At 34.1% G+C, this 12,230-nt stretch carries 17 protein-coding genes; all 17 read left to right on the top strand.

Annotated elements, in window-relative coordinates:
• The first annotated feature begins 10 nt into the window (after positions 1-10).
• The 17 genes from rplO to ACNDLV_RS04490 all read left to right on the top strand — a co-directional run bounded on the left by rplO (position 11) and on the right by ACNDLV_RS04490 (position 12,193).
• Complete coding sequence (gene rplO / locus ACNDLV_RS04570) at positions 11-451, top strand: 50S ribosomal protein L15 (RefSeq protein WP_006585186.1); 441 nt, start codon at positions 11-13, stop codon at positions 449-451.
• Positions 451-1,743, top strand: a complete 1,293-nt coding sequence (secY, locus tag ACNDLV_RS04565; RefSeq protein WP_006585850.1) for a preprotein translocase subunit SecY — start codon at positions 451-453, stop codon at positions 1,741-1,743. The genes rplO and secY overlap by 1 nt, the downstream gene beginning before the upstream one ends.
• Before the next feature lie 13 nt (positions 1,744-1,756).
• Positions 1,757-2,410, top strand: a complete 654-nt coding sequence (locus ACNDLV_RS04560; RefSeq protein WP_006585185.1) for an adenylate kinase — start codon at positions 1,757-1,759, stop codon at positions 2,408-2,410.
• Between the two features lie 71 nt (positions 2,411-2,481).
• Positions 2,482-2,703, top strand: coding sequence for a translation initiation factor IF-1 (gene infA, locus ACNDLV_RS04555; RefSeq protein WP_006585184.1), 222 nt, complete (start codon positions 2,482-2,484; stop codon positions 2,701-2,703).
• Between the two features lie 14 nt (positions 2,704-2,717).
• On the top strand, positions 2,718-2,834 hold the full coding sequence (gene rpmJ, locus ACNDLV_RS04550) for a 50S ribosomal protein L36 (RefSeq protein WP_006585183.1): 117 nt from the start codon (positions 2,718-2,720) through the stop codon (positions 2,832-2,834).
• A 26-nt stretch (positions 2,835-2,860) separates the two neighbouring features.
• A complete protein-coding gene (rpsM, locus tag ACNDLV_RS04545; RefSeq protein WP_006585182.1) occupies positions 2,861-3,211 on the top strand; it encodes a 30S ribosomal protein S13 in 351 nt (116 codons plus the stop codon).
• A gap of 29 nt (positions 3,212-3,240) precedes the next feature.
• Positions 3,241-3,630, top strand: a complete 390-nt coding sequence (gene rpsK / locus ACNDLV_RS04540; protein ID WP_006585181.1) for a 30S ribosomal protein S11 — start codon at positions 3,241-3,243, stop codon at positions 3,628-3,630.
• Between the two features lie 45 nt (positions 3,631-3,675).
• The gene (locus ACNDLV_RS04535) at positions 3,676-4,617 is read left to right on the top strand and encodes a DNA-directed RNA polymerase subunit alpha (protein WP_006585849.1); all 942 of its coding nucleotides are present in this window, start codon (positions 3,676-3,678) and stop codon (positions 4,615-4,617) included.
• 27 nt (positions 4,618-4,644) lie between these two features.
• A complete protein-coding gene (gene rplQ / locus ACNDLV_RS04530) occupies positions 4,645-5,028 on the top strand; it encodes a 50S ribosomal protein L17 (protein WP_006585179.1) in 384 nt (127 codons plus the stop codon).
• A 169-nt stretch (positions 5,029-5,197) separates the two neighbouring features.
• Positions 5,198-6,049 (top strand): energy-coupling factor transporter ATPase, encoded by an 852-nt coding sequence (locus ACNDLV_RS04525; protein ID WP_006587652.1) that lies wholly within the window; start codon positions 5,198-5,200, stop codon positions 6,047-6,049.
• On the top strand, positions 6,025-6,888 hold the full coding sequence (locus tag ACNDLV_RS04520) for an energy-coupling factor transporter ATPase (RefSeq protein ID WP_006585847.1): 864 nt from the start codon (positions 6,025-6,027) through the stop codon (positions 6,886-6,888). The genes ACNDLV_RS04525 and ACNDLV_RS04520 overlap by 25 nt, the downstream gene beginning before the upstream one ends.
• Positions 6,881-7,678, top strand: a complete 798-nt coding sequence (locus tag ACNDLV_RS04515; RefSeq protein WP_006587654.1) for an energy-coupling factor transporter transmembrane component T family protein — start codon at positions 6,881-6,883, stop codon at positions 7,676-7,678. The genes ACNDLV_RS04520 and ACNDLV_RS04515 overlap by 8 nt, the downstream gene beginning before the upstream one ends.
• Entirely contained in the window at positions 7,678-8,466 is a 789-nt protein-coding gene (truA, locus tag ACNDLV_RS04510) for a tRNA pseudouridine(38-40) synthase TruA (protein ID WP_006585845.1), read from the top strand. Before ACNDLV_RS04515 ends, truA begins: the two co-directional genes overlap by 1 nt.
• A 102-nt stretch (positions 8,467-8,568) precedes the next feature.
• A complete protein-coding gene (gene rplM / locus ACNDLV_RS04505) occupies positions 8,569-9,006 on the top strand; it encodes a 50S ribosomal protein L13 (RefSeq protein ID WP_006585175.1) in 438 nt (145 codons plus the stop codon).
• A gap of 16 nt (positions 9,007-9,022) precedes the next feature.
• Positions 9,023-9,418, top strand: coding sequence for a 30S ribosomal protein S9 (gene rpsI, locus ACNDLV_RS04500; protein WP_006585843.1), 396 nt, complete (start codon positions 9,023-9,025; stop codon positions 9,416-9,418).
• 160 nt (positions 9,419-9,578) lie between these two features.
• A complete protein-coding gene (locus ACNDLV_RS04495) occupies positions 9,579-10,442 on the top strand; it encodes a helix-turn-helix domain-containing protein (protein ID WP_006585842.1) in 864 nt (287 codons plus the stop codon).
• Positions 10,443-10,609: 167 nt separating this feature from the next.
• Positions 10,610-12,193: an ATP-binding cassette domain-containing protein gene (locus tag ACNDLV_RS04490; RefSeq protein ID WP_006585841.1), complete on the top strand. Its 1,584-nt coding sequence runs from the start codon at positions 10,610-10,612 to the stop codon at positions 12,191-12,193.
• The last annotated feature ends 37 nt before the right edge of the window (positions 12,194-12,230 follow it).

The following is a 12,230-nucleotide window of genomic DNA, read 5'->3' as shown; positions in this document are numbered from 1 at the left end:
TGCCGAATAAATGAAGCTTCATGAATTAAAACCTGCAGAAGGTTCACGTCGTTCAAGAAAGCGTGTTGGCCGTGGTACTTCTAGTGGTTATGGTAAAACCTCTGGTCGTGGACAAAAGGGTCAATTGGCACGTCAAGGTGGACATACTCGTCCAGGTTTTGAAGGTGGTCAAATGCCATTGTTCAGAACTATGCCTAAGCGTGGTTTCAAGAACATTAACCGTAAGGAATATGCTGTAATTAACTTGGATGATTTAAACAAGTTTGAAAATGGTAGCGAAGTAACTATCGCTGACCTTAAGGCAAAAGGCTTGGTAAAGAAAGAATTATCAGGTGTTAAGTTACTTGCTAACGGTGAATTAAAAGTTAAGGTTACTGTTAAGGTAAACAAAGCTTCTAAGGCTGCTGAAGAAGCAGTTAATGCCGCTGGTGGATCAGTTGAGGTGATTTAATGTTCTCGACCTTGAAGAACGCCTTTAAGGATAAGGAAATTAGAAATAAAATTTTCTTTACGCTCTTTATTCTTTTGTTGTATCGGATCGGTGCTAATATCGCTGTTCCTGGTGTCAACGCAAAAGCGATTAACCAAGTTGCACAAACCGGATTAGTTCCTATGCTTGATACGGTAAGTGGTGGTGGATTGGATAATTATTCAATCTTTTCATTAGGGGTTTCCCCTTATATCACCGCTCAAATCGTAATTCAACTTCTTCAAATGGATATTGTTCCAAAATTAGTTGAGTGGGGAAAGCAAGGTGAAGTTGGCCGTCGTAAGACGAATCAAGTAACTAGATATTTAACTTTAGTTGTAGCTTTTATCCAAAGTATTGGTATTACACTAGGCTTTAATGTATTAACACAAATGGGTCTTGTGAAAAGCCAAACCCCACAAACTTATATTCAAATTGCGATTATCATGACAGCTGGGACATTTTTATTAACTTGGCTTGGTGATGAAATTACTGATAAAGGGCTAGGTAATGGGGTGTCTGTGATTATTTTTGCAGGTATCATATCCCGATTGCCGAATGGTATCGCACAAATCTTTAAAGAAGATGTTTCAAATGCAAGTAGTAGTGATCGCTGGAAAGGTATAGTGTTCTTCGTTGCAATTATTATTGCAATTTTAGTAATTACGAAAGTAGTTACTTGGGTTGAACAAGCTATTCGTCGTGTGCCAATTCAATACACAAGACGAGCAGCTGTCAGTGGTTCTGAAAGTTTCTTACCACTAAAAGTTAACGTATCTGGAGTTATTCCTGTTATCTTTGCTAGTTCCTTTATTATCACTCCTTCAACCATTTTAATGGCCTTTCAAAGTCACCAAGGTGAACAATGGTATCAGATCTTAACGCAAATCTTTAGTCTTCAAACAACACCTGGAGCAGTTATTTATACATTGTTGATTGTGCTTTTCACTTTCTTCTACGCTTTTGTACAGGTAAATCCTGAAAAGCTCTCAGAGAATTTGCAAAAGCAAAGTGCTTATATTCCAAGTGTTTGGCCTGGAAAAGACACACAAGATTTTGTTTCTAAATTATTAATGAGACTCTCTACTGTAGGATCTGTTTATCTTGGTCTTGTTGCTCTTTTACCACAACTTGCAACTAATATCTGGGGTCTACCAAGTTCAATTGGTCTTGGTGGTACTAGTCTTTTAATTGTAATTGGTGTTGTACTTGAACTTTCAAGACAAGTAAATGGACTTCTTATGAAGAGAGAATATGTAGGATTTATAAGATAGGTGAAGTTAGATAATGATTAACTTAATTCTTTTAGGATTGCCAGGTGCTGGTAAGGGTACAGTTTCTGAACGTATCGTTGATAAATATAAATTAGCTCACATCTCTACTGGAGATATGTTTAGAGAAGCTATGGCTAATGAAACGCCAGTAGGTCTTGAAGCAAAGAGCTACATTGATAAAGGAAATCTTGTTCCTGATGAGGTAACTGCTAAGCTTGTTGAAGAAAGATTAGCAAAGCCTGACACTAATAATGGCTTTATTTTAGATGGATTTCCAAGAACCACAGCACAAGCAGAAATGCTTGAAGATATTACTAAGCGACTTAACAAGCCTTTGACTAATGTTATTGCACTTGATGTTGAAGAAAGTGTATTAGTTGATAGATTGTCAGCACGTTTCATGTGTAAAGCATGTGGAGCTACATACAATAAATTCTCTAAGAAACCAAAAGTTGAAGGTACATGTGATCGCTGTGGTGGACATGAATTCTATCAAAGAGAAGATGATAAACCAGAAGTGGTTAGAAATCGTCTTCAAGTTAATGAAAAAATGAATGCGCCACTTCGTGATTTTTACCAACAAAAGGGTTTGCTCTCTGTTGTAAATGGTGAACAATCTCCTGAGAAGGTATTCGAAGATACTGACGCAATTCTTGGTAAAGATTAAGTAAAGTTTATTTATTTAATTTCCCGTGATATAATTTCAAAGTATGACAATTTGATTCCGGAGGAAAAACTTTGGCAAAAGATGATGTCATTGAAGTAGAAGGTAAGGTAGTAGATACCTTACCTAATGCTATGTTTAAGGTAGAACTAGAAAATGGTGCCACTATTTTGGCCCATGTTTCTGGTAAAATTAGAATGCATTATATTCGTATTTTACCTGGAGATAAAGTTACTGTGGAATTATCCCCATATGATTTAACTAAGGGTAGGATTACGTATCGTTTTATCAAGTAATAACGGAGGTAAACATGAAAGTTAGACCATCTGTTAAGCCAATGTGCGAACATTGCAAAGTAATTAAGAGAAATGGTCGTGTTATGGTTATTTGCCCTGCAAATCCAAAGCACAAGCAACGTCAAGGTTAATATTGAAAAATTAGGAGGTGCAATTTATGGCACGTATTGCTGGTGTTGACTTACCTAGAGAAAAAAGAATCGTAGTCGCATTAACATATATTTACGGTATTGGTGAACCAACTGCCAAGAAGATTTGTGCAGATGCTGGTGTTTCTGAAGACATTCGTTCTAAAGATTTAACTCCAGAAGATCAAGAAAAGCTTCGTGCTGAAGTTGATAAATACCGTGTTGAAGGTGATTTACGTCGTGAAATTAGTATGAACATTAAACGTCTTGTTGATATTGGTTCATACAGAGGTGTTCGTCACCGTCGTGGCCTTCCTGTTCGTGGTCAAAACACAAAGAACAACGCACGTACTCGTAAAGGTTCTAAGAGAAGCCGTTAATAAAAACTAAGTAAAGAGGAGGTTTATTAATGCCTGCAAAGAAAAACACGCGTAAGCGTCGTGTGAAGAAGCACGTTGAATCTGGTGTAGCTCACATTCATTCAACTTTTAACAACACTTTAGTTATGATTACTGATGTTCAAGGTAACGCTGTTGCATGGTCATCTGCTGGTGCTTTGGGCTTTAAGGGTAGCCGTAAGTCTACTCCATTTGCTGCTCAAATGGCTGCAGAAGCTGCTGCTAAAGCTTCAATGGATCAAGGTATGAAACATGTTGAAGTATCAGTAAAGGGTCCTGGTGCTGGTCGTGAAGCTGCTATTCGTTCACTTCAAGCAACTGGTCTTGAAATTACTGCTATTCGTGATGTTACACCTGTACCACACAATGGTTCCAGACCACCAAAACGTCGTCGTGTCTAATTCTGTCCATAGTTTAGGACATTACGTTTTGAAAGGGGCCCAGTAATGATTGAATTTGAAAAACCAAATATTACCGTTGTTGACCAAGAGGATGCATACGGTAAGTTTGTTGTCGAACCATTAGAACGTGGATTTGGTACTACTTTAGGTAATTCGTTGCGTAGAGTATTGCTTACCTCAATTCCAGGTACGGCACTTTCTTACATCCAAATTGATGGCGTTTTGCATGAGTTCTCAACAATTCCTGGTGTACGTGAAGATGTTACCAAGATTGTTCTTAATCTGAAGAAGCTTGAACTTAAGTCTGTTGCAGATGAAGAAAAGATTGTTGAACTTGATGTTGAAGGCCCAGCTACTGTCACTGCTGGTGATTTGAAGGTTGACTCTGAAGTCACAGTTTTGAATCCTGATCAATATATTTGTACTGTTGCTGAAGGTGGACACTTACATATGCAAATTGCGGTTAAGAATGGCCGTGGTTATGTACCTGCAAGTGAAAACAAGACTGATGACATGCCTATCGGGGTTATTCCTGTAGATTCTCTTTTTTCACCAATTAAAAAGGTAAACTACCAAGTGGAAAGTACCCGTGTTGGTAAGAGAGATGACTACGATAAACTTACGCTAGAAGTTTGGACCGACGGTTCAATCACACCTAGTGACGCTCTTAGTTTTGCTTCTAAGATTTTGATTGAGCACTTTAAAGTATTCAAATTCTCAGATGCTCAAACTGATTTTGGTGGCGAAGTAATGGTTGAAAAAGAAGACGATAAGAAAGAACGTCAACTTGAAATGACAATTGAAGAGTTAGACCTTTCTGTTCGTTCTTACAACTGCTTAAAACGTGCTGGTATCAACACTCTTCAAGAATTAACTGATAAGAGTGAATCTGATATGATGCGCGTAAGAAACTTAGGACGTAAATCATTAGAAGAAGTTAAAAATAAACTTGCAGATCTTGGACTTTCTCTTCGTCATGAAGATTAGGTTTACTGCATATAAGGAGGCAAACTCATGGCATATCGTAAATTAGGTCGCGACAGTGCTCATAGAAAAGCAATGCTTCGTGAAATGACAACTCAATTGATCATTAACGAACGTATCGTGACTACTGAAGCACGTGCTAAGGAAATCCGTAAAACTGCTGAAAGAATGATTACTTTAGGTAAGCGCGGTGACCTTAGTGCAAGAAGACAAGCTGCTGCATTTGTACGTAACGAAATCGCTGACGTTAAGCAAGAAAACGATGCAGTTGTTGTAAAGTCAGCTTTACAAAAATTATTTAGCGATATTGCACCTCGTTACAAGGATCGTAATGGTGGTTACACTCGTATTATGAAACTTGCTACCGCTCGTCGTGGTGACGGTGCACCTATGGTTATTTTAGAATTAGTTTAATTCTAATCCATAAAACTTAATAGCTATTAAGAATTATCCATGGAAGTGAGAATAAGCGTTAAGATGATGGCTTTGCTTAGTCTAGCTTAGATGTAGATCATCCCTCTCCATGGATGATTTTTTTTATCCTTTTCTGTTACAATTAAGAAAGTTAAATGAGGATGATAGTATGAACAAAATAATTGAAATAAAGAATTTAACTTTTTCATATCTTAATACATCAAATCCGATTTTGAATAATCTTTCTTTTTCAGTGAAAGAAAATTCTTGGACGACTTTGATTGGACACAATGGTAGTGGGAAATCAACTATTGCTCGTTTATTAATCGGATTATTAGTGGCAGAAAAGGATAAAAAAGATCCTTATGCGATAAAAATAGATGGTATGGAATTAAATGATGAAAACATTTGGAAAATTAGGGATAAAGTCGGTATTGTTTTCCAAAATCCAGATAATCAATTTGTTGGGAGCACGGTAGAAGATGATGTGGCATTTGGACTTGAAAACAAAGGCGTTTCTCGAGAAAAGATGCTACCTTTGGTTGACGAGGCCATCAGTCAGGTTGGAATGGAAGAATTTAAAAATTCTGAGCCAGCCCAATTGTCTGGTGGTCAAAAGCAACGTGTGGCTATTGCAGGAATATTAGCGGTAAAGCCTAAAATAATAATTTTAGATGAAGCAACCTCGATGCTTGATCCAGAAGGTAAAAAGAGCATACTTAATTTAATAAAGAAGATAAAGCAACAATATAATTTAACGGTTATTTCAATTACACATGATTTAGAGGAAGTTGAAAAAGCTGATGAAGTTTTAGTGCTTGATAATGGAAAGATAATTTTGCAAGATAAGCCCGAAGTTATTTTTGACAATGCAAATTTACTTAATGAAATTGGATTGGGGCTTCCTTTTATTTATCAGCTAGCAGAAAAGCTTAGACAAAAAGGCTTTTTGATTTCTAAGCAAGCCAATACTCAAGAAAAGTTGGTGAAAGAAATATGTCAATTAAGTTTGAAAAAGTAGATTATATTTATTCTCCGAAAACCCCTTTTGAAAAAAAAGCCTTGGATAATGTGAGCTTTGAGCTGAAAGAAAATAGTTTTGTTGCAATAATTGGTCATACTGGTAGTGGAAAATCGACTTTGATGCAACATTTTAACGCCTTGCTGAAACCGAGTGCAGGTCAAATTAAGATAGCTGGGTTTACTTTAAATGCTCAAACTAGTAATAAGCACTTGAAAAAGTTGCGTGAAAAAGTAAGTTTAGTATTTCAATTTCCTGAAGCTCAATTATTTGAAAGCACCGTATTAAAAGACATTGAATATGGTCCAAAAAATTTTGGCTATTCAGAGCAAGAAGCAAGTGAATTAGCAAAAAAGTGGCTTAAAAAAGTTGGACTTCCAGTTTCAGTGGGGGAGAGTTCACCGTTTGATTTATCAGGTGGTCAAATGAGACGTGTTGCAATTGCTGGTGTTATGGCATATGAACCTGATATTTTATGCCTAGATGAACCAGCGGCAGGCCTTGATCCTCAAGGAAAGCAAGAAATGTTTAATCTATTTAAGCAATATCAAAAAGAAGGACATACAGTAATTTTAGTTACTCATAATATGGATGATGTTGCGGAATATGCTGATGATGTTTTAGTTTTAGAAAAAGGCAAATTACTCAGACATGGTACTCCAGAAGAAATTTTTTCTAATTCGGAGTGGCTTTTGCAGCATCATTTAGCTATGCCCACTGCTAATCTTTTTGCCAAAAAATTAGTTGAGAACAATTTAAATATTGATCTTAATCCTTTAACTATTGATAGATTAGCAAATCAAATTGAACAAAAATTAGTGAAGGAAAATAATGAGTAAAATAATAATTGGACGCTTTATTCCAGGTAATTCTGTAATTCATAAAATGGATTCACGTGGGAAATTAATTTTTACATTTATTTTTATTTTTATCATTTTTTTAGCTAATAATTGGCAAAGCTACTTAGTTTTAGTTTTAGCCTGTTTATTAGCGATAGTTGCTACAAAGATAAATTTAAGATTCTTTTGGGATGGAATTAAACCTTTGTTAGGCTTAATATTTTTTACCTCTTTCTTGCAGCTTTTTTTTACAAGCGGAGGTGAAATTTATTGGAAATGGGGCATTCTCTCAGTTTCTAGCTATGGTGTGATTAATTCGATATATATTTTTTTGAGATTTACATTGATTATTTTAATGTCAACGGTAATGACTTTGACTACAGCTCCATTAGCAATTGCTGATGCGATGGAATGGATGCTTAAACCTTTAAAATATTTACATGTGCCTGTTGCAGAAATAGCACTGATAATGTCAATCGCTTTACGTTTTGTGCCCACATTGTTTGATCAGACAATAAAAATTATGAATGCTCAACGTTCAAGAGGGGCAGATTTTAATGATGGTGGTTTGATTAAAAGAATTAAAGCAGTAGTTCCTTTATTAGTTCCTCTGTTTATTAATTCATTGGAAGTAGCAATTGATTTATCAACTGCAATGGAAGCAAGAGGCTACCGCGGTAGTGAAGGAAGAAGCAAGTATCGAGTGTTAGAATGGTCAAAATATGATCTTATTAATTTAGGCTATTTTGTATTACTATTAATTTTATTATTAAGCTTTAGGAGTAAATAATGCCACGATTTAAGATGACTATGGCCTATGATGGCCATTTATTCCATGGATTTCAAAAGCAACCAAATCAGCGGACAGTTCAAGGAACAATTGAAGAAGCTTTAAAAAAGATGGCTAAAGGCCAAAGAATTGTTGTACATGGCTCAGGGCGAACTGATGCTGGCGTCCACGCATTAGGACAGGTAATTCATTTTGACTTTCCCAATGACAATATTCCTGCTAATAGAATGGTTTTAGCACTTAATTCAATGATGCCAACAGATATAATTTTTAAAGATGCGGAAATTGTCAATGAAGATTTCCACGTTCAATATTCAACACATGGGAAATGGTATCGTTATATTGTAAATCAGGACCGCTTTGTAGACCCTTTTAAGCGATTTTATACTGGACATTACCCTTATAAGTTAAATGTATCTAAAATGCAAGAAGCAGCGTTAGATTTGCTAGGAGAACATGATTTTACAAGTTTTGCGGCCAGTGGTGGTCAAATTATTGATAAAGTACGAACTATATACTATGTAAAGATTTGGCAAAAGTCTGAAGAAAATGAAATTATCTTTGATTTTATTGGAAATGGCTTTTTATATAATATGGTTAGAATCATGGTTGGAGCGCTTTTAGAAATAGGAAATGAAAGGCGTCCAGTTCATGACTTAAAGCGCGTAATTCTTGCTAAAGATAGGCAAGAAGTAAGAAATACTGCGCCAGCAAGCGGATTATATTTATACCATGTATTTTATGAAGAAGTTCCAGAAAAATATCGCTTAGACAAGAAAAATAATTGACATTATGAGTGTTTGAAAGTATCATAGATAACGTATGTTTGTCCACGATAGGCCCCGGAAACTTATTGTTTGTCAAACTGCAAAAAAACGGAGGAATTTAAATTGCGTACTACACCATTAGCAAAAACTAGTGAAATTGAACGTAAGTGGTATGTTATCGATGCAACTGATATCGCATTAGGTCGTTTATCAACTGTTGTAGCCACTATTTTAAGAGGTAAGAATAAGCCTCAATACACACCTAACGTTGATACTGGTGACAATGTTATCATCATCAACGCAGCTAAGTTAAAGTTGACTGGTAAGAAGGCTACTGATAAGATCTACTACCACCACTCAGATTTCCGCGGTGGTTTAAAAGCTGTTTCAGCTGGCGAATTGTTAGCTAAGAACCCTGTAAGATTAGTTGAATTATCAGTTAAGGGTATGCTTCCAAAGAACACTCTTGGTCACCAAGAATTCTTGAAGATGCATGTATATGCAGGTGCTGAACACAAGCACGAAGCTCAAAAGCCTGAAGTATTAGAAATCAACAAATAATCTAGGAGGTTAGACAATGGCACAACAAGCTGCATACGCTGGAACTGGTCGCCGCAAGAATTCTGTTGCGCGCGTTCGTTTAGTACCAGGTAACGGTAAAATTACTGTTAACAAGAAAGATGTTACTGATTACATTCCTTTCCCAAACTTGGTTCAAGATTTAAAGCAACCATTAGCATTAACTGAAACTGAAGGTCAATACGACGTAGTTGTTAATGTTAACGGTGGTGGTTTCTCAGGTCAAGCTGGTGCAATCCGTCATGGTATTGCACGTGCTCTTCTTGAAATTGACCCAGATTTCCGTGGTCCTTTGAAGAAGGCTGGTCTCTTGACTCGTGACCCAAGAATGAAGGAAAGAAAGAAGCCTGGTTTGAAGAAAGCCAGAAAAGCTTCACAATTCTCAAAGCGTTAATCTTATTTACAAGATTACTGCTACCAAAAGCATCCCTTTATGGGATGCTTTTTTTGTTTATTACATATTATTAACATCAGTGGAATTTTAATTTACAACATTTAAAACTGTTGGCCAAATTTCGTATTAAGAGCTTTTTAAGATTAAATAGTGTATTATATTGAAGAATTATGTATTTAATAATTTTGAAAAAGAAAAATTAGGAATATGGAATATGACAATAGGAAGTTTGTTAAAACACCAAAGAATTGCTATGGGATTAACTCAAAAAGAATTTTCAAATGGAATAATTTCTGCTGCACATTATTCAAAAATTGAAAATAATAAGCATGAAATATCAGCTACTGATTTATTTTTGCTCTTAAAGCAAAATCAAATCGATTTAATTGACTTTTACAATGATTTGTATTTTAGCAATGATAAAGTAGATATTATAAATAAAAGTATTTTAATTAGCCAAGCTTTTTATAAAAAAGATAAGGAGAAAGTTAGGCTATTAAATAATTTAATTCAAAATTCTAGTGTATCAGAGGAAGAAAAGTTAAGAGCTAGTTTAATGCAAGCTATATTAGATGGAACTTTGGCTGATATGTCCAATAAGATGAAGAAGCGAATTAAGAAAAGTTTGTTTGAGCATGATTATTGGTTTCAAAATGAAAGGTATTTAAAGTTACTTTCTAATTCATTAATAGTATTTGATAATATAGAAATTCAATATTATTTTAACCAGATATATGAGGCTTATTATAATGAAATTGATATTCAACCTTATGGACTTTTAAAAATAATTGCAGCAATTAGTATAAATTGTTTACATATTACTTATGTTCGACATGATAATATTATTGAAAAAAAGGTTGTAGAACTTTTAGATAAATTTCCACAAGTACCGGACTTTTTTGTTTATCAGACCATTAAAAATTACTACGTTAAGTTATTTGATGGTAAAAAGGAAGATGCTGAAACAATAAAACAATTTATGAAGCAAAATGGCCTTAATGGTTATGTTGAGAATTTAGCATAACAAAAACTGCGTATTTGCAGATTTTAATCAAATATGCAAGTAGAATATTATTTGAGCTAATGTATAAGATAATGAAATTACAGTAAAGCAAGGGGGGGTGATTGCCAATGATTATTGTAACTTTGCCAATTTTATAAAAATAAAGTTACGGCAAGGAGTATATATCTATGAGTTTAAAATATGTTAAAAGAACACATTCTATTATCTTTATAATTTTGACTATTTTAAGGTCGCTAGAAGTAGTTTTTATAGCTAATATCACTCAACAACTTTTTAACTGGGTTAATGATAAAAAAATAAGCTTAATAAATTTAATTATTGTTGCAGTAATTGGCCTCATTATATTTTGGATAATAAATCTTATTTATGAGTGGTGGTATAGCCGAATTATTAAAGAAGCAGATTATAATATTAAATCTATTACAACAAAATATTTGATATTTTCTGAAAAAAATACAGACTTTTTGGATACCTCTTTTTTTACTAATGATTTAAAACAAATTGAAGAAAGATATATTGCGGCTGAATTAGAGATTGTTACTAGTGCGATTCAGTTTTTATCAGCAGTGATTGCGGCGCTTTTTGGATCCATTCCATTGACAATTATCTTTTTGTTAGTGTCTTTTATTCCTGGTATTTCACAAAAATTCTTTGGAAAAATAATAGAGAAAAAAGCAGAGAATTGGGAAAAGAAAAATAGTATTTATACGGAGCGTATTAAAGAAACTGAAAAAACTACTCAAGTTTTTAAATTATATGATCAAGAAAATATATTATGGAAAAGGATTAAGAAGGTTTCAAATGATTTGGAAACATCGTTACAGAGATTAAATTTTGTAAGAGGCACTTCTAATGATACAGTATCAGATTTGGCTTACTTATTTATTACTGTTCTTCCTATTGCAGTTGGAGTATATCTAGTAAGTGTGGGAAATATTACATTTGGTACTTTGATAATGGTAAGTCAATTGTCTAATAATTTTATTAATCCATTAGTTAATATAACAATGTATTTAAATGATAGACGATCATCTAAACCAATGTGGAGTAAAGTCATAGTTGCCACTAAATTAATTGAAAAACAGCATTCATCTAAATTATCATTTAAAGAATTAAATGTTAAAAATGCGAGTCTTAAGGTAGGCAATAAAAAGCTATTTTCAAATTTATCCTTTAATATAAAGAGCGGTGAAAAAGTTCTAATAGTTGCACCATCTGGATGGGGCAAATCTACTTTCTTAAAAGCTTTGATTGGTCAAGTAAAGATAAATGGTGGAACCTATGTTATTGATAATGAGGAATTAAATGGTAACTTTAATAAAGCTCATAGTTATTTTAGTATGATTAATCAGGAACCTAAATTATTAAATGATACGATTCTTTTCAACATTACTCTTGGGAAGAATATCTCACGTAATGAGATAAATAGTGCTATTGATAAAGCCGGACTTAAGGATTTAATTAAAGAACGAGGATTAGATTATGTTATCAATAAGTCTGGTGAAAATTTATCAGGTGGGCAAAAACAAAGGATTGAAATAGCTAGAGCCATTATTTTTAAAAGACCCATTATGCTTGCTGATGAGGCCACTTCGTCACTTGATGAGAGAACTTCGCTAAATATTCATAAACTTATTTTGTTGAATAAAACAGCTACTGTAATAGAAGTTGGACATCATATTTCGGAAGAAGAGAAATTATTATTTAATAGAGTAATTAATTTAGAAAATATAGCTGATAAAGCAATATAAAAAGTCCGTGAGATTAATTGAAACTGTCAAATTTTTT

The organism is Lactobacillus fornicalis (assembly GCF_055362665.1).
This window is presented reverse-complemented; position numbering and strand designations above follow the sequence as displayed.

Excerpts from the sequence above, each read along its gene's own strand:
- rpsK (WP_006585181.1), top strand. The coding sequence starts at position 3,241 with ATGCCTGCAAAGAAAAACACGCGTAAGCGTCGTGTGAAGAAGCACGTT.
- rplQ (WP_006585179.1), top strand. The coding sequence starts at position 4,645 with ATGGCATATCGTAAATTAGGTCGCGACAGTGCTCATAGAAAAGCAATG.
- ACNDLV_RS04520 (WP_006585847.1), top strand. The coding sequence starts at position 6,025 with ATGTCAATTAAGTTTGAAAAAGTAGATTATATTTATTCTCCGAAAACC.
- ACNDLV_RS04560 (WP_006585185.1), top strand. The coding sequence starts at position 1,757 with ATGATTAACTTAATTCTTTTAGGATTGCCAGGTGCTGGTAAGGGTACA.
- rplO (WP_006585186.1), top strand. The coding sequence starts at position 11 with ATGAAGCTTCATGAATTAAAACCTGCAGAAGGTTCACGTCGTTCAAGA.
- ACNDLV_RS04515 (WP_006587654.1), top strand. The coding sequence starts at position 6,881 with ATGAGTAAAATAATAATTGGACGCTTTATTCCAGGTAATTCTGTAATT.
- rpmJ (WP_006585183.1), top strand. The coding sequence starts at position 2,718 with ATGAAAGTTAGACCATCTGTTAAGCCAATGTGCGAACATTGCAAAGTA.
- ACNDLV_RS04490 (WP_006585841.1), top strand. The coding sequence starts at position 10,610 with ATGAGTTTAAAATATGTTAAAAGAACACATTCTATTATCTTTATAATT.
- ACNDLV_RS04535 (WP_006585849.1), top strand. The coding sequence starts at position 3,676 with ATGATTGAATTTGAAAAACCAAATATTACCGTTGTTGACCAAGAGGAT.
- ACNDLV_RS04525 (WP_006587652.1), top strand. The coding sequence starts at position 5,198 with ATGAACAAAATAATTGAAATAAAGAATTTAACTTTTTCATATCTTAAT.
- rpsM (WP_006585182.1), top strand. The coding sequence starts at position 2,861 with ATGGCACGTATTGCTGGTGTTGACTTACCTAGAGAAAAAAGAATCGTA.
- secY (WP_006585850.1), top strand. The coding sequence starts at position 451 with ATGTTCTCGACCTTGAAGAACGCCTTTAAGGATAAGGAAATTAGAAAT.
- rpsI (WP_006585843.1), top strand. The coding sequence starts at position 9,023 with ATGGCACAACAAGCTGCATACGCTGGAACTGGTCGCCGCAAGAATTCT.
- truA (WP_006585845.1), top strand. The coding sequence starts at position 7,678 with ATGCCACGATTTAAGATGACTATGGCCTATGATGGCCATTTATTCCAT.